Source organism: Streptomyces sp. NPDC088354 (assembly GCF_044753585.1).
Lineage (GTDB): Bacteria > Actinomycetota > Actinomycetes > Streptomycetales > Streptomycetaceae > Actinacidiphila.
Window position 1 is genome coordinate 67,038 of record NZ_JBIVNJ010000013.1, and the last position, 19,124, is coordinate 86,161.

Sequence of the window (19,124 nt, forward strand, 5' to 3'; positions counted from 1 at the left end):
CCTCACCCCCCGAACAATCGAACCGCCCCCTTACTGACGATATTCCTCTTTTGCCAGGTCGGCGGCACCACACGGGCGCCGGGCTCACACGACCCCGAGCGCACGCGCGAACCGGGTCCCCACGGCCGCCCGCGGGGCGCTCCCGTCGCGCCAAAGGCGGCAGGGGTGAACGGAGTTGGCGAGCAGCACCAGGAAGGAGTCGGTCGCCGGGTCGATCACCAGGCTGGTCCCGGTGAATCCGGTGTGCCCGGCCGCGCCGCGCCCGGCGAGGGCCCCCATGAACCATGCCGCGTCGGTCTCGAACCCGGGATAGCCGCGGTGGCCGGGACGGGGGCCGCCGGCGTCGAGCAGGGAGCGGCACAGCAGGGCCAGGTCCCAGGCCGTGGAGAACAGGCCCGCGTGGCCGGCGACGCCGCCCATGGCGTACGCGTTCTCGTCGTGCACGGAGCCGCGGAGCATGCCGCGGTCCAGCCGGCCCCAGGGGCGGCGCTGGTCCTCGGTGGCAGCGATGCGGGGGAGCCAGGAGGCGGGCGGGTTGTAGCGGGTGTCGTGCATGCCGAGGGGGCCGGTGATCTCCTCGCGCACCAGGGCGTCGACGGATTCCCCGGTCTCGCGTTCCAGGGCGTGCTGGAGGGCGATGAGGTTGAGGTCGGAGTAGATGCGCGTGCCGCCCGGCGCGGCGACCGGCTCCTCCTCCCACAGCAGGCGGGCCCGGTCCCGCGCGTCGGCATGGTCGTGGAAGGGGAGTTCGGGGCGGAGCCCGGAGGTGTGGTCGAGCAGTTGGCGCACGGTGATGCGCCGCTTGCCCGCGGCGGCGAACTCCGGCACGTAGGCGGCCACCTCGCGGTCCGGCTCCAGCCGGCGCACGGCGACGACGGCGGTGAACAGCTTGGTCAGCGACGCCAGGTCGAAGACCGTGTCGGGCCGCATCGGCACCCATTGCCCGCGGGGCAGTTCGACACCGCGGTCGGCCCGCTCGTCGTACCCGCGGTACCGCACCGCCCAGCCCACGGCCTCGTGCAGGGCGACGGTACCGCCCCGCCCGGCGAGGACAACGGCCCCTGCGCACCACGGGTGCGCGGAGGCGGGCGAGGATTCCAGAAAGGGGGTGAGCTCCCCGACGAGCCGGTTCAACTCGTCCGCGCGCAGCTCCGCGTCAGGGCAGGTACCTCTCGACAGCCGCGGGGCCATGCTCCTCCAGCAACTTGCGGGCCTGTTCGAGCCGGGCCGGGGTCGGCTCGCGGCCGGAGGCCATGACCAGGTCCTCCGGATCGATCATGTGTTCGGACCCGGTGTGCAGGCAACTGTCCGCGGTCTTCCAGGCCCACTTGCTCTCGTCGATCGGCTCGGTCATCACTGCCTCCTGACTCGGCACGGCAATGATCGCAGGGATCACCGTGCATCCACAGTACGCCGCCAGGGGCGGCACAGCCCGACGAAACAGGCCGCCGCGGCCAGCACGCTGCCCAGCTGCACCAGGGCCATCGGCACGGCCGAGTCCTCGCCCGCGACGCCCACGAGCGGCGAGGCCACGGCGCCCACGAGGAAGGAGGTCGTGCCGAGCAGCGCGGAGGCGGAACCGGCCGCGTGCCGGGTGCGCATCAGCGCCAGGGCGTTGGTGTTGGGCATGACCAGGCCCATCGCCGACATCAGTACGAACAGGCCCGCCGCCACCGGCAGCAGCCCGGCCCTGCCGAACAGGCCGGAGGTCATCGCCAGCAGCGCAAGCGCGGCCAGCGTGATCACCACCAGCCCCACGGCGACCACCTTGTCCATGCTCACCCGCCCCACCAGCACCTTGCCGTTGACCTGGCCCAGCGCGACCAGGCCGACCGAGTTGACGCCGAAGAGCAGGCTGTAGGTCTGCGCGGACGCCCCGTAGATCTCCTGCACCACGAAGGAGGAGGCCGAGACGTAGGCGAACAGGGCGGCGAAGGTGAAGCCGGCGGTGAGCATGTAGCCGGTGAACACCCGGTCGGCCAGCAGCCCGCGCATCGTGTGCAGGGTCTCCCCCAGGCCGCCGCGGTGCCGGTCGGCCGGGTCCAGGGTCTCCGGGAGACAGCGCCACACCAGCAGGATCAGCAGCGCACCGACCACGGTGAGCACGACGAAGACCCCCCGCCAGTCGGTGATCCGCAGCACCTGGCCGCCGATGAGGGGGGCCACGATCGGGGCCACCCCGGAGATCAGCATCAGCGTGGAGAAGAAGCGGGCCATGGCGACCCCGTCGTACAGGTCACGGACCACGGCCCGCGCGATGACGATGCCAGCGGCGCCGGTCAGCCCCTGGAGCAGCCGGAACGCGATCAGCAGCCCGGCGCTCGGGGCGAACGCGCACACGGCGGTCGCCAGCACGTACAGGACCATGCCGGCCAGCAGCGGCCGACGGCGCCCCCAGCGGTCGCTCATCGGGCCGACGACCATCTGGCCGAGGGCCAGTCCGGCCAGGCACGCGGTCAAGGTCAGCTGCACCGTGACGGCCGGGCTCCGCAGCGCCTCCGTGACCTGCGGCAGCGCCGGCAGATACATGTCCATCGACAGCGCGGGAAGCGCGGTGAGGCCGCCGAGCACGAACGTCACCAGCAGTCCGGTACGGCCTCCTGGGCGCTCTGCGGCGCGTCGTACCGGGGTTGACGCCTCCGGTGTGGATATCTGGTCGGGCGGGATCGGGCCGGCTTCCGGCATCTGCGTCTCCGTGGTCGGTGAATCGTTCTCTATGCTCTCAGCCATCACAAGGTGGGTGAGACCAGGTGGGGGCAGATCCGTGAGTGATTCAGTCGGTGGTTTCGGCGGCGGTTCCGGCGGTGCTACCTCCGCCGGGTCCGGGCGCAGGATCCGGTGGGGCATCATCGCGACCGGCGGCATCGCGTCGGCGTTCGCGAGCGACCTGCGGGAGCTCAAGGACGACGCGGAGCTCGTCGCCGTCGGCTCGCGCAGTACCGGGGCGGCGCGCGCCTTCGCCGACCGCTTCGACGTACCCCGCGCGTACGGCAGCTGGACCGCGCTCGCCGACGACGAGGACGTGGACGTGGTGTACATCGCCACCCCGCACTCGGCGCACCGCGTCGCCGCGGGGCTGTGCCTGCGGGCCGGGCGGGCGGTGCTGTGCGAGAAGCCGCTCACCGTGAACGCGGTGGAGGCGCGCGAGCTGGCCGACCTCGCGCGCGGGCACGGCCGCTTCCTGATGGAGGCGGTGTGGATGTACTGCAGCCCGGTGATCCGCCGGCTCACCGCGCTGGTGGCGGACGGGGCGATCGGCGAGGTCCGCGCGGTGCACGCGGACTTCGGCCTGGCCGGGCCCTTCGAGCCCGGCCACCGGCTGCGCGACCCGGCCCAGGCCGGCGGCGCCGTGCTCGACATGGGCGTCTACCCGGTGTCCTTCGCCCACCTGCTGCTCGGCGAACCGGACGAGGTCCAGGCCTGGGGGCACCTCACCCCCGAGGGCGTCGACGACGCCACCGGGATGGTGCTCGGCTACGACAGCGGCGCGATGGCGGTGCTGAGCTGCTCACTGGCGGCCGACACGGCCCGCACGGCGGTGGTGACCGGCACGACCGGACGGATCGAGTTCCCGCGCGGCTTCTTCTACCCCGAGCATTTCGTGCTGCACCGCGAGGGCAGCGAGCCGGAGGTCTTCGGCCCGCCGGCCGCCCCGGCGGGCGGGCGCCTGCACGGGCTGCAGTACGAGGCGATGGAGGTCATGCGCTGCCTGCGGGCGGGCGAGACCCAGTCGCCGCTGGTGCCCGTGGAGGGCAGCCTCGCCGTGATGCGGACCCTCGACACGGTCCGCGACCGCATCGGCGTCCGCTACCCCGGCGAGGCCTGAGCGACGGGGCCGCCGAGCGGCCCCGTCCGGCAGGTCTTCCGCCCGCCGCCCAGCCGCCCCGGCGGGGCTGCGACCGACGTCGCCGGCGACGTCAGGGCGCGGGACGCGCGTCCCCGCGCCTCCGGCCGCGGGAAGGCGGCCGCACTCCCCGCACGCCGAGCCGGGCGCCCGTCGCAGCCCGAGGACCCCGAGGCGAAACGGCCGCGGGGGGAACGTCCGCACACGGGCCGGACGCCCTGCTCGCCGTCCGGCAGCAGCACCGAGGCACGGGACACACCCTCGCGCCGCCCACGCCCACCCGAAGCCCCCCGGGGCGCCGGAACGAAACCCCCTCACCACCGCGCCCGGCGTGCGAGCCACGCGCTGCCGCTGACCGGACGACGCAGCCCCGAAGAGGACATCGCCGGCACCGTGCCCGGACGGGCGAGCCGCCATCGCCGTCGGCGACCGGGAAGGGCGGCCTCCCGCCCGCCGCCCGCCGCTGTCGGAGAGCGCTACGCGGCCCCGTGCGCCGGGGCGATGTCCTCGATGCGGCGGGCGAGGTCGAAGTCCTTGGCCGTGAGCCGGCCGCCGGCCGCGTGCGTGGTGACGGAGACGTCGACCGCGTTGTAACGCAGCGTCAGATCGCTGTGGTGATTGACCTCGTCCTGGATCTGCGCGATGTGCACCACGAATACCGCCCCCGGCAGATGCGGGAGCCGGTAGGTGCGCTGGAGGGTCGCGCCGTCGTCGGTCAGGGACCAGCCCGGCAGTTCGGCGAGGCGGTCCTCGATCTCCTTGTGCGACAGGGGTTCGGCGTAGGGCGGCATGTCGTCATGGTCGCACCGCCTACGCTGCGGGGCCATGGACGTGAACAAGGCCGTGGACAGGAAGATCGCCGTCGTCACCGGCGCCGGCTCGGGCATCGGGCGCGCGGTGGCGCACGAACTGTCGGCCGCCGGCTGGACGGTGGCGCTGGCGGGACGGCGCCAGGAGGCGCTGCGGGAGACCGCGGCGGCGGCGGCCGGTGAGACCGCCGTCATCCCGACGGACGTCACCCGGCCGGAGGCCGTGGAGGCGTTGTTCGGCGCCGTCGCCGCGCGCTGGGGCCGGGTGGACCTGCTCTTCAACAACGCGGGGCGGGGCGCTCCCGCCGTCGGTCCGGACGAGCTGTCGTACGACGACTGGCGGGCGGTCGTGGATGTCAACCTGCATGGCGCCTTCCTCTGCGCGCGGGCCGCGTTCGCCGCGATGCGGGCCCAGGACCCGCAGGGCGGCCGGATCATCAACAACGGGTCCCTTTCCGCACACGTACCGCGTCCGCTGAGCATCGCGTACACCGCCACGAAGCACGCCGTGACCGGACTGACCAGGTCCCTGTCGCTGGACGGCCGCCCGTACCGGATCTCCTGCGGTCAGATCGACATCGGCAACGCCGCGACCGACATGACCGAACGCATGGCGGACGGAATCCTGCAGGCGAACGGCACCCTCGTGCCCGAACCGCGCATGGACGTGATCGACGTGGCGCGCACGGTCGTGCACATGGCATCTCTGCCGCCGGAGGCGAACGTGCAGTTCGCGACGGTGATGGCGTCGGCGATGCCGTACATCGGACGCGGCTGAGCCTGGCAGAGAACGACCAATTCGCCTATGGAATCGGTCAAGTGCGAAATACGTCCCATAGGACCGCTTGCGTCGCGTTACGTTGCGGCATGCTCTCCAAGCACCACCGTGACGTATGGTCAGAACCACCGCCCGTGGACGATCCGGAGGCCGGCGCCAGGATCGACGATCCCGAGACCGAGCTCATATCGCTGCCCGGCCCGGTGTTCGTCGACTCCAGCGGGCGACGGGCCCGTGTGGTCCGCAGGGCCGGCTGGGCGATCGGGGCCGCCTGCTCGCTCTACACGGCCGCCCTCGTACTCAGCCTCTCCGGCGCGACGCCGATCGCGCCGAAGACGCTGTTGCCACTGCCGGGAGTACCGAGCACGGCGCCGGACGACGCCGGCTCCTCGGGGACGGGAGAAATCGACGTACCGGCCGACCAGGCCGCTCCCCCGGCACCGGCAGGGCTGTTCCGGGCGGGGACGGACCCGGCTCCGTCCCCGTCCGGCGGCGTCCGGCCGCGGGCGAGCGCCTCCTCCAGCCCGCGCACCACGCCCACCGGCCGCGCCACCGGCAGCACCGGCGGCACCGGCCCCAAAGCCAGCACCTCGCCCACACCGCGCACCACCAGGACCGCCCCGCCCGCGGCGTCGCCGACGCCCAGCGCCTCGGTGAGCCAGTCGGCCGGCCCGTCGGCCTCGTCGTCGCCGCAGCCCTCCGGCTCCTCCGCGCCCGGCCCCGAGGTACCGCCCGCCGGCGGCTCCGACCAGCAACCGCAGGGTGGCTAGGTGATACCCCTGCGGCCCCGGCTCGTCATTCCCGTCCTCGCCCTCGTCGTGCTCGTCTGCGTGCTGCTGCTCGGCGGCTACGTGCGCGGCGACTTCGAGGCCGACCACCGGGTGCACCCGCCGGTGGCCACGGACAAGGTCCCCGAGGCGGTGCTGGACGGCGGTCCGGTGGTGGACTCCACCGGCGACCGCACGCGCTCCTACCGCACGCCGGACCACACCATCGCCCTCACCTTCGACGACGGACCGGACCCGGTCTGGACGCCGGAGGTGCTCGACGTGCTGCGGCGGCAGAAGGTGCACGCCACCTTCTTCGTCACCGGCAGCAACGCCGCCCGCCACCCGGACCTGATCCGCCGGATGGTGCACGAGGGGCACGAGATCGGCGTGCACACCTTCGCCCACCCGGACCTGGTGTACCAGTCCCCGGGCCGGGTCGACCGCGAGCTGTCGCAGACGCAGCTGGCGCTCGCGGGGGCGGCCGGTATCCACAGCTCGCTGTTCCGCCCGCCGTACTCCTCTACCGCCGACGCCCTGGACGACCTGTCGTGGCCGGTCGTCCAGCAGGTCGGCCGCAAGGGCTACGTCACCGCTTTCATCGACCAGGACGCCGAGGACTGGCGCCGGCCCGGCGTCCAGGCGATCGTCGACGGCTCCCTGCCCAAGAAGCCGGGCAAGGGCGCGATCGTGCTGATGCACGACGCGGGCGGCGACCGCTCGCAGACGGTGGCGGCGCTGGACCGGCTGATCCCGCTGCTCAAGGAGCGCGGCTACCGCTTCGAGACGGTCGGCGAGGCGGTCGGCGCCAGCTCCACCAACCACCCGGTCGGCGGGGCGGAGTTGTGGCAGGGACGGATCTTCGTGGCCGCCGTCGAGCTGTCCGAGGCGGCCGTGCCGGCGCTCGCCGTCCTGCTGGCCGCCGTGGGCGTGCTCGTCCTGGCGCGGTTCGCCGCGATGCTGCTGCTGGCCCGCCGGCACGCCCGGCAGCGCCGCAGGCGCGGCTTCCGCTGGGGGCCGGCCGTCACCGAACCGGTCAGCGTCATCGTCCCGGCGTACAACGAGAAGGAGTGCATCGCCCACACGGTCAACTCGCTCGCGGCCGGGGAGCATCCGATCGAGATCGTGGTCGTGGACGACGGGTCGAGCGACGGCACCGCCGACATCGTGGAGGCCATGGGCCTGCCCGACGTCACGGTGGTGCGGCAGCCCAACGGCGGCAAGCCGGCCGCGCTCAACAACGGCGTCGCGCACGCCCGGCACGACCTGATCGTGATGATGGACGGCGACACGGTCTTCGAGCCGGCCACCGTCCGCGAACTCGTCCAGCCCTTCGCCGACCCCCGGGTCGGCGCGGTCGCCGGCAACGCCAAGGTCGGCAACCGCAACCGGATGATCGGCCGCTGGCAGCACATCGAGTACGTGATGGGCTTCAACCTCGACCGCCGCATGTACGACCTGATGCGCTGCATGCCGACCATCCCCGGCGCCTGCGGGGCCTTCCGGCGCGACGCGCTGCGCGACGTGGGCGGCATGAGCGACGAGACCCTCGCCGAGGACACCGACGTCACCATGGCCCTGCACCGGGCCGGCTGGCACGTCGTCTACGCGGAGCGGGCCCGCGCCTGGACCGAGGCCCCCTCCACGGTGCGGCAGTTGTGGAAGCAGCGCTACCGCTGGAGCTACGGCACCATGCAGGCCATGTGGAAACACCGCGGGGCGGTGCTGGACCGCGGGCACTCGGGCCGGTTCGGCCGGGTCGGACTGCCGCTGGTGGTGCTCTTCCAGGTGCTCGCCCCGCTGCTGGCGCCGCTGATCGACGTCTTCGCGGTGTACGGGCTGGTGTTCATGGATCCGTTTCGCACCGCGGTCGCGTGGGCCGCGGTGCTGGGTGTGCAGGCCGCGTGCGCCGCGTACGCGTTCCGGCTCGACGGCGAGCGGCTGCGGGACCTGTGGCCGCTGCCGCTCCAGCAGGTCCTGTACCGGCAGTTGATGTACCTGGTGCTGCTGCAGAGTTGCATCACCGCGATCAACGGCGGCCGGCTCGGCTGGCACAAACTGCGGCGCACCGGCGAGGTCGGCACCCCGCCCGTGGCCGCCGGGACCCAGCGGTGACAGTGCGTCCGCCCGCCCACCCCTTCCCGGAGGACCCCATGCACGTCCACGACCCCCGCGGCGTCCGCCCGACGGGACCGGTGCCGGTGCCGGTGCCCGGCCCCGGGGGCGGGCGGCGGCGCGCCCGCGTCGCGGCGGACCACGGCGCCACCGTCACCGTCGACGCGCCGGAGCGGGACGCCGCGGTCGCGCCGCCGACCCGGGCCGACGCGGGCTCCGGCGCCGCGGCGGGTCCGTCCGCGGGAGGCGGCGGGGGCCGGGACCGCTACCTCGACCTGCTCCGGGCGCTGGCCCTGGTCCGGGTGGTGGTCTTCCACACCTTCAACTGGGCGTGGCTGACCTTCGCCTTCCCGTCCATCGGCGTGATGTTCGCGCTCGCCGGCTCGCTGATGGCCCACTCGCTCAAACGGCCGGCGGGATCGGTGCTGCGCAGCAGGGCACGGCGGCTGCTCGTGCCGTACTGGCTCTTCGCGTCGGTCGTCGTGGGTGCGATGCTCGTGCACGGCTGGCACATCCGCTCCTGGCCGCGGATGCTGCTGTGGATCCTGCCGCTGGCGGATCCGCCGCGTATCGCGTGGGCCGAGCAGATGACGGACCCGCTGTGGTACATCCGCACCTACCTGTGGCTGGTCCTGCTCTCCCCGTGGCTGCTGAAGGCCTTCCGTGCCGCGCCGAAGGCGTGCCTGGCCGCGTGCGGGCTGCTGGTCGTCCTGGCCCAGTACGACAGGCTCCCGCTGACCGAGCCAGCGCTCACCCCGGCCGTCGACCTGGCGACCTTCGCGGCCTGCTGGCTGCTCGGCTTCGCGCACCGGGACGGCCGGCTGGACGCGCTGCGGGCCCGTACCGTCCTGGGCCTGGCCGCGCTGTGCCTGGCCGCGGGCGGCTGGTTCGCCCTCACACACCCCACCGACGAGGGCTTCGACCTCGGCGAGATCCCGCTCGCGCAGGCGCTGTGGTCGGTCGGCTTCGTCCTGGTGCTGCTCCGCTTCCGCCCGCGTCGGCTGAGCCGCGTCCCGGTGGCGGACGGATTGGTGGGGCTGCTCAACGCCCGTGCGGTGACGGTCTACCTGTGGCACGAGGTCGCGCTGTTCCTCAGCGTCCCGCTGATCGACCGCATGTGGGACGTGCCCTTCTTCGAGGCCCATCTGCCGCTGGACGCCACCTGGTTCCAGTTCGTCATGGCCTGGCCGCTGATCGGCGCGGCCATCGTGCTGACCGGCTGGGCCGAGGACGTCGCCGCCCGGCGCAGACCGCACCCGTGGCCGACCGGCGGCGGAGGGCGCCGCGACCGCGCACGCGCCCGCCGTCGCATGTGAAGGTTCCGTGCGCTGATCGCGCACAGCCTGTGTACGCTAACCGTTCGTATTCGCACCGTCCTTGGGGGGAACCCGCACCATGCGCACCCGTACGACCCTGACCTGCCTGCTCACGGCGATATCCGCGACCGCCGCCACGCTCACCCTCGCGGCCCCGGCCGCCGAGGCCGCCGGCTCCGTCCACCTGGCCAAGATCTACTACGACAGCCCCGGGGCCGACCGCGGCTCCGACGCGAGCCTCAACGCCGAGTGGGTCACGATCACCAACTCCACGTCCCGCGCGGTCAGCCTGAAGGGCTGGACGCTCACCGACGCGTCCAACCACAAGTACACCTTCGGTGCCTACTCGCTCGGCGCCGGCAAGACCGTCAAGGTCCACACCGGCCCGGGCCGCAACACCTCCGGCAACCGCTACCAGAACCGCGGCTGGTACGTCTGGAACAACGACAAGGACACCGCGACCCTGCGCAAGGCGGGCGGCGCGAAGGCCGACACCTGCAGCTACAACAGCACGCGCTCGGACTACAAGAACTGCTGATCTGCTCCCGCGGTGCCGGGATCTGTTCCCACACTGCACATCCACGCCGCCGGACCCCCCGGGTCCGGCGGCGTTTGCGAGGGTGGGGCCGTCCCCCCCCCTCGCCAGGAGGAGTAGTTCCCGTGACCGCTGCACACGACGCCGAGCGGATCGAGCAGGCCAACGCCTCGGGCCTGCAGCCTGTCGTCTTCGTCCACGGGCTCTGGCTGCTGCCCAGCAGCTGGGACCGCTGGGCCGCGGTGTTCGAGGAGGCCGGGTACGCCCCGGTCACCCCCGGATGGCCCGACGACCCGGAGACCGTGGAGGAGGCCAACGCCCACCCGGAGGTCTTCGCCGGCAAGGGCGTCGCCGAGGTGGTCGACCACTTCGCCGACCTCATCGGCAGGCTGGAGCGCAAGCCGGCCGTCGTGGGCCACTCGTTCGGCGGCCTGATCACCCAGATCCTCGCCGGACGCGGCCTGTCCGCCGCCTCGGTCGCCATCGACCCCGCGCCCTTCCAGGGCGTGCTGCCGCTGCCCGTCTCCTCGTTGCGCTCGGCGGCCCCAGTCCTCGGCAACCCGGCCAACTTCCACCGCGCGGTGCCGCTGACCTACGACCAGTTCCGGTACTCCTTCGCCAACGCGGTGAGCGAGGAGGAGGCCCGGGAGCTGTACGGGACCTTCGCCGTGCCCGCCCCCGGTGAGCCGCTGTTCCAGGCAGCCGTCGCCAACTTCAACCCGTGGAGCGAGACCAAGGTCGACACCGAGAACCCGGACCGCGGGCCGCTGCTGCTGATATCCGGCGAGAAGGACCACACGGTGCCCTGGGCGCTCACCAACGCCGCGTACAAGAAGCAGCACCGCAACGAGCACGCCGTCACGGAGATCACCGAGATCGCCGGCCGAGGTCACGCGCTGACCATCGACAGCGGCTGGCGGGAAGTCGCCGACACCGCGCTGGCGTTCGTCAAGCGCTTCCACTGAGCCGTCCGCCGGGGCGCTCCGGCCGGGGCGGAGGCCATCGCCCTCCGTCCCGGCAGCGGTCACTGACAGGGCGAGGGCCAGGGCTCGAGCGGCAGACGAGCCGAGCCGTACGCCGGGTTCTGTGTCCCGGTCGGCCTCGCGGCCGGCCGGGCGACGGCCATCCATCTAGGACCGGCGTTGCCGCCGGCCTCGTGCGGTCTACCCGCGGACTCGGGCGGGCAGCCCTCGAACGTCCGCGCAGAGCACCTGTTACGGCGCTCCTCTTGACCTTGCTCCAGGTGGGGTTTACCTAGCTGCCCAGGTCACCCTGGGCACTGGTGGTCTCTTACACCACCGTTTCACCCTTACCGGACGCCTTGCGGCCCCCGGCGGTCTGTTTTCTGTGGCACTGTCCCGCGGGTCACCCCGGGTGGGCGTTACCCACCACCTTGCCCTGTGGAGCCCGGACGTTCCTCGGCAGGACCGTGGTCCTGACGCGGCCGTCCACTCGGCTCGTCTGCCGTGCCGCCATGTTACCCGTCGATCATGCGGGGGCGAAAAGCAGCGTGTGCCGCTCCACGTCCGCTTCGGTCAGGCGTACGCGCAGCGGCTCGCCGAGCGCGAGGGGCGTGCCGCCGCCCCTGACCCGGGCGACGACGGCGGGGTCGCACAGATGGACGGTGCCGGCGGTGGGGTCGCTCTCGCGGACGTCGATGACGTAAGCGTCGAAGACCTCGCCCACCCGGTCCCGGAGGAGGGCGGCCTCGACGATCGAGACCGAGGCGCCCTCGATGCGGGAGGCCAGCTGGGAGCCGGTGCGCATCCGCTGCGGCAGCTCGCGGTAGGCGTCGGTGACCCACTCCGGCGGGGTGCGGCCGGCGGAGGCGGCGAGGCAGAACTCCCCGGCGTAGCGGTCGACCAGCCGGCGCAGCGGCGCCGTGCAGTGGGTGTAGGCGTCGGCGACGGCGGCGTGCAGCAGCGGCGAGGCCGGGTGGCCGGGCCAGAACGGGGTGTAGCCGGCGCCCCGGAAGAGGCTGGTGGCCTCGTGCAGGAAGGCGGCGTGCCCGGTGCGGCCCGGGTCCAGCGAGCGGATCAGCTCCGCGTACGAGGTCATGTGCGGCCACTCGATGTGCAGGGCCTGGGCGATCCTCCTGAGCCGGGCGACCTCGCCGTGCGGGGCGAGCGGGAGGGTGCGCAGGATGCCGGTGCCCGCGGCGATCATCAGGTCGGCGGCGGCCATGCCGGCGAGCAGCGAGATCTGGGCGTTCCAGGACTCGGCGGGCAGCGGCGCGCGGTACTCCAGGGCGTAGCCGTCGCCGCGTTCGACGACCTCCTGCTCGGGCACGTCCAGGGAGATGCCGCCGCGCCGCCGTTCCTGTTCCTGGCGCAGCCGGCCGATGGTGCGCAGCAGGGCCAGCGGTTCCTCGGCGCCGCCGCCGTCGAGGTCGCGCTGCACGCCCGCGTAGTCGAGCCGGGCACGGCTGCGCACCCGGGCGCGGCGGACGTCGACGCCGGTGACGCCGCCGTCCGCGTCCAGGTCGATGCGCCACAGCACGGCGAGCCGGTCCCGGCCGGGCAGCAGGCTGGCGGCGTCCTCGCTGAGCACGGTGGGGTGCAGCGGGACCCGGACGTCGGGGAAGTAGAGCGTGGTGACCCGGCGTTGGGCCTCGGTGTCGATGGCACCGCCGGGTGCGACGAAGGCGGCCACGTCGGCGATCGCGTAGTGCACGCGGTAGCCGCCGTCGCGGCGGGCCAGGTGCATCGCCTGGTCCAGGTCGCGCGAGCCGGGCGGGTCGATGGTGAACAGCGGCAGGCCGGTGGCGTCCTCGTGGCCGTCGAGGCCCGGCGTCCGGGCCACCTGCTCGGCCTCGGCGAGCACGGCGGGCGGGAAGGCGGCGGGCACGTGGAGTTCGGTGCGCAGGGCGCTGAGCGCGGTCCGCAGCGGCTCGCCGTCGGCGGCCTTCACGCGCAGGGGGCGACGAGGCATGGAGCGAGCGTAATTCCGGCCGCCGTAGGCTGCACGAACACAGGTGAACGTGAAGGAGAACCACCGTGCTCGTCCTGCTGCCGCCGTCCGAGGGCAAGGCCGCTCCCGCCACCGGGAAGGCCGTGGACCTGGGGGCCCTGTCGCTGCCCGGCCTGGCCGCCGCGCGTCGCACGGTGCTGGACGAGCTGGTGGGACTGTGCGCGAGCGAGGACGCCGACGCCGTCACCAAGGCCGCCGACGTGCTGGGGCTCAGCCCCGGCCTGCGCGGTGAGGTGGCCCGCAACGCCGGGCTGCACGGCGCTCCGGCCCGCCCGGCCGGGCAGATCTACACCGGGGTGCTGTACGACGCCCTGGGCCTGGCCACGCTGAGCCCGGCGGCGAAGCGGCGGGCGGCGCGCTCGCTGCTGATCTTCTCCGGGCTGTGGGGCGCGGTCGGCGTCAAGGACGCGATCCCCGCCTACCGCTGCTCGATGGGCGTCCGGCTGCCCGCGACAGGGGCGCTCGGCACGTTCTGGCGGGACGCGATGGCGGACGTGCTGCCGGAGGCGGCCGGGGCCGCCGGTGGCGGTCTGGTGCTGGACCTGCGCTCGGCGGCGTACGCGGCGGCGTGGAAGCCGAAGGGGGCCCTGGCGGGGCGGACCGCGACCGTGCGGGTCGTGCAGGCCGAGACCCGCAAGGTCGTCAGCCACTTCAACAAGGCGACGAAGGGCCGGATGGTGCGCGCCCTGCTGGAGTCGGGGGCCCGGCCGGGCGGTCCGGACGAACTGGTCGACGTGCTGCGGGAGCTGGGCTTCCGGGTGGAGGTGCAGGGTCCGGGGCGGATCGGCGTGCTGGTGACGGACGTGCACTGAAACGGCCGTCGTTGCGCGGGTCGCAACGGCCGTTGCGCCCACCGCGTGACCCCGGCAGCATCCGGGGCATGCTGCTCGACCGCGCCCCCGTGATCCCCGTCGTCGTGCTGGAGGACGCCGCCGACGCGGTGCCCCTGGCCAAGGCCCTCGTGGAGGGCGGACTGCCGGTGGTGGAGATCACCCTGCGGACGCCTGCCGCCCTGGACGGGATCTCGGCCGTCGCCCGCGAGGTGCCGGAGGCCTTCGTCGGGGCCGGGACCGTGGTGCGGCAGGAGCAGGCCGCCGCGGCGGTGGGCGCCGGGGCGCGGTTCCTGGTCAGTCCCGGCTGGACGCCGCGGCTGCTCGAGGCCGCGCGGGCGACGGGGGTGCCGTACCTGCCGGGGGCGTCGACCGCGTCCGAGGTGGTGGCACTGGCCGAACTCGGCGTGAGCGAGCTGAAGTTCTTCCCGGCCGAGGCGGCGGGCGGCACCGCGTACCTCAGGGCGCTGGCCTCGCCGCTGCCGGACGTGCGCTTCTGCCCCACCGGGGGCATCGACCAGGCCCGGGCGCCGGAGTACCTGGCGCTGCCGAACGTGGCCTGCGTCGGCGGGAGCTGGATGGTCCCGCGGGACGCGCTCCGGTCCCGGGACTGGCCCCGCGTCCGCGCGCTGGCGCGGACGGCGGCCGGTCTCCGGGGAGCCTGAACGTTCCGTCCGGCTCAGTCGTCGTCGCCGGATCCCTCCGTGCGGCGGTGCCGGCCGTGCGGCGCGGCGGGTGCTTCCTCGGAGGAGGCGGGGCCGCGGTGGCGGCCATGGAGATCCGCCGCGTCCTCGTGGCTCGCGGCGGTGGTCTCGATTCGGGAGTCTGACATGCGAGGACTCTCTGTCGGTGGCTTACGGGTCACAGGAACCGTGCTGCCGACGCGCCGTCGTACTACCACCGCACGCCGAAACGGCAGCGCAGCCCCCGGCGGGAGTTTACCCGTCATGATCCAGCCGCCAGCGGCGCCTTCTGCAGAGGAAGGACCGGGCTGCTCCTGGACTCCTCCGGCGCGGGCTCCAGGGCCCCCTCCGGGACGACGGCCAGGGGCGGCGGGAACGGCGCCGGGGCGTCGTAGTCGACGATCCCGCAGGGGCAGTGCACGCACGCGTACGGCAGCCGCAGCACACCCTGCGGCGTCCACATGCCGGTCCCGGCGAGCCAGCCCTCCGGGCCGGCCAGCCAGGTGGCGCGGCGCTCCCCCGGCCGCCAGACGGCCAGCGACGTGCCGTGCGGGCCGTCGGCGCGCAGCGCCACCGCGCAGGACTCCGGCATCAGCACCTGACCCGGCTGCGCGGCGAACGGGGTGAGGACGGCGTCGGGCACCCGAAGGCACTCGGCGAACCGCATGGGCTGCCGGCTGCCGAGCACGCCCCAGCCGATGCGGTCCTCGCCGGTGGCGTCGCTGCGGACTATGAGGAGCCCGCTGTCGGGTTCGGCGAGCAGCAGCCGGTCGTTGCTGTCGTCGGTGATCTGCAGCAGCGGGCTGACCGCGCCGCCGCCCCGCAGGTCCACGGCGACGGTCTTGACCGTCCCGTCCGTCTCGCGGTCCAGGGCCAGGACGCCGCCCGCCCGGTCGAGCCACGCGCCGCCCCCGCAGCGGCCGTGGATCTCCGCGAGCCGGCGCGGCGGGCCGTCGCGGCCGTCGTGGACCAGCCACACCGAGGTGCGGGTGGTCGCCGCGTCGTACGCGAGGGCGAACGCGAGCCCGGACGCGGACGGCGGCAGCAGGCGCACCTCGGTGCCGGAACCGTCCGGATCGCCCGGCACCGAGCCGAGCGGCAGTTCGCCGGTGCCGGGGCCGGCCGGGTAGAGCAGGGCGAAGTCGTGCCGGTCGGCGACCCGGCGGCGGATGAGGACGCGGCCGTCGGGCAGCGGCAGCACCTCGGAGCACTCCTCCTCGGGCTGGTTGCCGGGCAGCGGCACGGTGTACGGCTCCGGCCCGCCGAGCGTCCAGCGCTCGGGGTACCAGCCGTCCCCGCCGTCCGGCGTCCGGGCCAGGCACGCGGCGTACGAGCCGTCCGCGGCGATCGTGAACCCGGCCCGCGGCACGGCCCCGGTGCCGGTGGCGGTCTCGGTTGCGCAGGCTGTCATGGTGTCGCTCACCTCCTGACGACGACGCTAGTTTTCGTACGCGCAACCGCCCGACACGAGTCGGTGTGCTTCACACATAAGGGTGGCTCTCGTCCGGTTCCGTCGGACTTCGTGCGGTCGGTGTGCTCATGACCAGCCGGGAATTCCAGCCGCCCGGTACCGGCGCGGTAACCTCGACCCCGTGCCGAAACTGTCCGACGTCATCGCCGCCCTCGAAGTCCTCTGGCCGCCGGAGTGGGCCGAGCAGTTGGACGCCGTCGGCCTGGTCTGCGGGGACCCGGACGCCGAGGTCGGGCAGGTGCTCTTCGCCGTCGACCCGGTCCAGGAGGTCGCCGACGAGGCGATCCGCCTCGGCGCCGGCCTGCTGGTCACCCACCACCCGCTCTGGCTGCGCGGCACCACGACGGTGGCCGCCACCGGCTTCAAGGGCCGGGTCGTGCACTCCCTGATCAAGAACGACGTCGCGCTGCACGTCGCCCACACCAACGCCGACCGCGCCGACCCCGGGGTCTCCGACGCCCTCGCGGCCGCTGTCGGACTGCGCGTCACCGGCCCGCTGGTGCCCGACCCGTCCGACCCCGCCGGACGCCGCGGCGCGGGCCGGCTCGGCGAACTGCCGGAGCCGATGACGCTGGCGGAGTTCGCCGACCGGGCGGCCCGCGGCCTGCCGGCGACGGCGACCGGGCTGCGCGTCGCCGGCGACCCCCGGCGGCAGGTGCGCACCGTCGCGGTGTGCGGCGGCAGCGGCGACAGCTTCTTCGACGACGTGCGCAGGGCCGGGGCCGACGTCTACCTGACGGCCGACCTGCGCCACCACCCCGCCTCGGAGGCGCAGCAGGCAGGCCCCCCGGCGCTCGTCGACGCCGCCCACTGGGCCACCGAGTGGCCCTGGTGCGCGCAGGCCGCGCGCCGGCTCGACGAGGTCGCCGAACGCAACGGCTGGTCGCTGCGCACCCATGTGTCGCACACCGTCACCGACCCGTGGACGGCCCACGCCCGCGCCGCCACCCCTCCTCACGTCCCGCACGTTCCTCACGAACCCACCACCTCAGGAGCCCCCCGCTGAACGCCGCGCCCGCAGACCAGATCCGACTCCTTGAGGTCCAGGCACTCGACGCGCGCGTCGCGCAGTTGGACCACAAGCGGCAGACCCTTCCCGAGCACGCGGAGATCGAGCGCCTCTCCTCCGACGTGACGCAGCTGCGCGACCTGCTGGTCGCGGCCCAGACCGAGGAGAGCGACACCGCCCGCGAGCAGACCAAGGCCGAGCAGGACGTGGACCAGGTGCGCAAGCGCGCGGTCCGCGACCAGGAGCGGCTCGACTCCGGCGCCGTCTCCTCGCCGAGGGACCTGGAGAACCTCCAGCACGAGATCGGCTCGCTGGCCAAGCGGCAGAGCGACCTGGAGGACGTCGTCCTGGAGGTCATGGAGCGCCGCGAGTCCCTGCAGGAGCGGGTCCAGGAGCTGACCGAGCGCCTGGACTCGGTGCAGGGCAAGGCCCGCGAGGCCGAGACCCGGCGGGACGAGGCCCTGCGGGACATCGACGCCGAGGGCATGTCCGTCACCAAGGAGCGGGAGATCATGGCCGGTTCGGTCCCGGCCGACCTGCTGAAGCTCTACGACAAGCTGCGCGCGCAGTCCGGCGGCGTCGGCGCGGCCCGGCTCTACCAGAAGCGCTGCGAGGGCTGCCGGCTGGAGCTGAACATCACCGAGCTGAACGAGGTGCGGGCGGCCGCGGCCGACGCGGTCGTGCGCTGCGAGAACTGCCGGCGCATCCTGGTCCGCACGCCCGAGTCGGGCCTGTAATGGCCCGGACGTTCACCGTCGAGGCCGACGGCGGGTCCCGGGGCAACCCGGGACCCGCCGGGTACGGCGCCGTGGTGTGCGACTCGGCCACCGGCGAAGTGCTCGCCGAGGCGGCCGAGTTCATCGGGACGCACACCAACAACGTGGCCGAGTACCGGGGTCTGATCGCCGGCCTGCGGGCCGCGCGGGCGCTCGACCCCGAGGCGCGGGTGCGGGTGCGGATGGACTCCAAGCTCGTCGTGGAGCAGATGTCGGGCCGCTGGAAGATCAAGCACCCGGACATGCGCCCGCTCGCCGCCGAGGCCCGCTCGATCCTGCCGCCCGGGCAGGTGACGTACGAGTGGATCCCGCGCGAGAAGAACAAGCACGCCGACCGGCTGGCCAACGAGGCGATGGACGCGGGCAAGCGGGGCCGGCAGTGGGAGCCCGGCCGGTCCACGGCCGCCCTGGCGACGGCCGCTGCCCCCGCGGCCTCGGCCGCGGTCTCGGTCCCGGTCGCGGAGACGGCGGTGGACGACGACCCCGAGCCGTCCGGGGAGTCGGAGACCGCGGTCGGCTGGGGCGACGCCGACATGGGCACCCCGACCACCTTCGTACTGCTGCGGCACGGCGAGACCCCGCTCACCCCGGAGAAGCGGTTCTCCGGCAGCGGCGGCACCGACCCGGAGCTGTCGGAGAAGGGGCTGTGGCAGGCCCGCCGGGCGGCGGACCTGCTGGCCGAGCGCGGTACCGTCCAGGCCGTCGTGTCCTCCCCGCTCAAGCGCACCCGGCAGACCGCGGAGATCGTCGCGCAACGGCTCGGCCTCGACGTGCGCGTCGAGGAGGGCGTGCGCGAGACGGACTTCGGCGCCTGGGAAGGGCTGACCTTCGGCGAGGTCAAGGAGCGCTTCCCGGAGGAACTGACCGCCTGGCTGGCCTCCCCCAAGGTCGCGCCGCCCGGCGGCGAGAGCTTCGCCGCCACCGCGCGACGGGTCGCGCTGGCCCGCGACAAGATGATCGCGCGCTACGCGGGCCGCACGGTCCTGGTCGTCACGCACGTCACTCCGGTCAAGACCCTGCTGCGACTCGCGCTGGGCGCGCCGCCGGAGTCGCTGTTCCGCATGGAGCTGTCGGCGGCGGCGTTCTCCGCCGTGGCGTACTTCGCGGACGGGAACGCGTCGGTGCGGCTGTTCAACGACACCTCCCACCTGCGCTGAGGGAGCCGATCCGGCGCCCCGCACCGCCGGGGGCGCCGGATGCCCGAACGGCCGCGGTCCGCCG

At 74.0% G+C, this 19,124-nt stretch carries 19 protein-coding genes and 1 other RNA gene; 12 read left to right on the plus strand and 8 right to left on the minus strand.

Features of this window, described 5'->3' with window-relative positions:
* Window positions 1–84: 84 nt before the first annotated feature.
* The 3 genes from ACIP98_RS20595 to ACIP98_RS20605 are packed head-to-tail and all read right to left on the minus strand — an operon-like array spanning window position 85 to window position 2,685.
* Entirely contained in the window at window positions 85–1,191 is a 1,107-nt protein-coding gene (locus ACIP98_RS20595) for a serine hydrolase domain-containing protein (protein ID WP_401977203.1), read from the minus strand.
* Window positions 1,157–1,354: a hypothetical protein gene (locus ACIP98_RS20600; protein WP_319662505.1), complete on the minus strand. Its 198-nt coding sequence runs from the start codon at window positions 1,352–1,354 to the stop codon at window positions 1,157–1,159. The genes ACIP98_RS20595 and ACIP98_RS20600 overlap by 35 nt, the downstream gene beginning before the upstream one ends.
* 38 nt (window positions 1,355–1,392) lie before the next feature.
* A complete protein-coding gene (locus ACIP98_RS20605; protein WP_401977407.1) occupies window positions 1,393–2,685 on the minus strand; it encodes a multidrug effflux MFS transporter in 1,293 nt (430 codons plus the stop codon).
* Between the two features lie 148 nt (window positions 2,686–2,833).
* On the opposite strand from ACIP98_RS20605, the gene ACIP98_RS20610 reads away from it, so the two are divergent.
* A complete protein-coding gene (locus ACIP98_RS20610; protein ID WP_401977409.1) occupies window positions 2,834–3,826 on the plus strand; it encodes a Gfo/Idh/MocA family protein in 993 nt (330 codons plus the stop codon).
* Window positions 3,827–4,320: 494 nt separating this feature from the next.
* Here the strand turns inward: ACIP98_RS20610 and ACIP98_RS20615 are convergent, their stop codons facing one another.
* On the minus strand, window positions 4,321–4,635 hold the full coding sequence (locus ACIP98_RS20615; RefSeq protein ID WP_319662507.1) for a 4a-hydroxytetrahydrobiopterin dehydratase: 315 nt from the start codon (window positions 4,633–4,635) through the stop codon (window positions 4,321–4,323).
* Here ACIP98_RS20615 and ACIP98_RS20620 point away from each other — a divergent pair.
* From ACIP98_RS20620 to ACIP98_RS20645, 6 genes are all read left to right on the plus strand, one after another.
* A complete protein-coding gene (locus ACIP98_RS20620) occupies window positions 4,634–5,431 on the plus strand; it encodes an SDR family oxidoreductase (protein WP_401977205.1) in 798 nt (265 codons plus the stop codon). The genes ACIP98_RS20615 and ACIP98_RS20620 overlap by 2 nt on opposite strands.
* Before the next feature lie 134 nt (window positions 5,432–5,565).
* Window positions 5,566–6,201, plus strand: coding sequence for a hypothetical protein (locus tag ACIP98_RS20625; RefSeq protein WP_401977206.1), 636 nt, complete (start codon window positions 5,566–5,568; stop codon window positions 6,199–6,201).
* Window positions 6,202–8,313, plus strand: coding sequence for a bifunctional polysaccharide deacetylase/glycosyltransferase family 2 protein (locus tag ACIP98_RS20630; protein WP_319662510.1), 2,112 nt, complete (start codon window positions 6,202–6,204; stop codon window positions 8,311–8,313). It abuts the gene before it with no gap.
* A complete protein-coding gene (locus ACIP98_RS20635) occupies window positions 8,310–9,629 on the plus strand; it encodes an acyltransferase (protein WP_401977207.1) in 1,320 nt (439 codons plus the stop codon). Before ACIP98_RS20630 ends, ACIP98_RS20635 begins: the two co-directional genes overlap by 4 nt.
* Before the next feature lie 79 nt (window positions 9,630–9,708).
* On the plus strand, window positions 9,709–10,167 hold the full coding sequence (locus ACIP98_RS20640) for a lamin tail domain-containing protein (RefSeq protein WP_319662512.1): 459 nt from the start codon (window positions 9,709–9,711) through the stop codon (window positions 10,165–10,167).
* Window positions 10,168–10,289: 122 nt separating this feature from the next.
* Window positions 10,290–11,129, plus strand: a complete 840-nt coding sequence (locus ACIP98_RS20645; protein ID WP_401977209.1) for an alpha/beta hydrolase — start codon at window positions 10,290–10,292, stop codon at window positions 11,127–11,129.
* Between the two features lie 92 nt (window positions 11,130–11,221).
* Here ACIP98_RS20645 and rnpB read toward each other — a convergent pair.
* An RNA gene (gene rnpB / locus ACIP98_RS20650) (RNase P RNA component class A) lies at window positions 11,222–11,624 on the minus strand.
* 28 nt (window positions 11,625–11,652) lie between these two features.
* Window positions 11,653–13,095 (minus strand): RNB domain-containing ribonuclease, encoded by a 1,443-nt coding sequence (locus ACIP98_RS20655; protein ID WP_401977210.1) that lies wholly within the window; start codon window positions 13,093–13,095, stop codon window positions 11,653–11,655.
* 65 nt (window positions 13,096–13,160) lie between these two features.
* Here ACIP98_RS20655 and yaaA point away from each other — a divergent pair, with 65 nt between their 5' ends.
* Both yaaA and eda read left to right on the plus strand, forming a co-directional pair.
* Entirely contained in the window at window positions 13,161–13,946 is a 786-nt protein-coding gene (yaaA, locus tag ACIP98_RS20660; protein ID WP_401977212.1) for a peroxide stress protein YaaA, read from the plus strand.
* Between the two features lie 68 nt (window positions 13,947–14,014).
* Window positions 14,015–14,629 carry a bifunctional 4-hydroxy-2-oxoglutarate aldolase/2-dehydro-3-deoxy-phosphogluconate aldolase gene (gene eda / locus ACIP98_RS20665; RefSeq protein ID WP_319662517.1) on the plus strand — a complete coding sequence of 205 codons (615 nt, stop codon included), beginning with the start codon at window positions 14,015–14,017 and terminating at the stop codon, window positions 14,627–14,629.
* 14 nt (window positions 14,630–14,643) lie between these two features.
* On the opposite strand, the gene ACIP98_RS20670 is transcribed toward eda, so the two are convergent.
* Complete coding sequence (locus ACIP98_RS20670) at window positions 14,644–14,796, minus strand: hypothetical protein (protein ID WP_319662518.1); 153 nt, start codon at window positions 14,794–14,796, stop codon at window positions 14,644–14,646.
* 113 nt (window positions 14,797–14,909) lie between these two features.
* The gene (locus tag ACIP98_RS20675) at window positions 14,910–16,058 is read right to left on the minus strand and encodes a hypothetical protein (RefSeq protein WP_401977214.1); all 1,149 of its coding nucleotides are present in this window, start codon (window positions 16,056–16,058) and stop codon (window positions 14,910–14,912) included.
* A 181-nt stretch (window positions 16,059–16,239) separates the two neighbouring features.
* On the opposite strand from ACIP98_RS20675, the gene ACIP98_RS20680 reads away from it, so the two are divergent.
* The 3 genes from ACIP98_RS20680 to ACIP98_RS20690 are packed head-to-tail and all read left to right on the plus strand — an operon-like array spanning window position 16,240 to window position 19,060.
* Entirely contained in the window at window positions 16,240–17,124 is an 885-nt protein-coding gene (locus ACIP98_RS20680) for a Nif3-like dinuclear metal center hexameric protein (protein ID WP_401977216.1), read from the plus strand.
* On the plus strand, window positions 17,121–17,864 hold the full coding sequence (locus tag ACIP98_RS20685) for a C4-type zinc ribbon domain-containing protein (RefSeq protein WP_319662700.1): 744 nt from the start codon (window positions 17,121–17,123) through the stop codon (window positions 17,862–17,864). Before ACIP98_RS20680 ends, ACIP98_RS20685 begins: the two co-directional genes overlap by 4 nt.
* Window positions 17,864–19,060: a bifunctional RNase H/acid phosphatase gene (locus ACIP98_RS20690; protein ID WP_401977217.1), complete on the plus strand. Its 1,197-nt coding sequence runs from the start codon at window positions 17,864–17,866 to the stop codon at window positions 19,058–19,060. The genes ACIP98_RS20685 and ACIP98_RS20690 overlap by 1 nt, the downstream gene beginning before the upstream one ends.
* The last annotated feature ends 64 nt before the right edge of the window (window positions 19,061–19,124 follow it).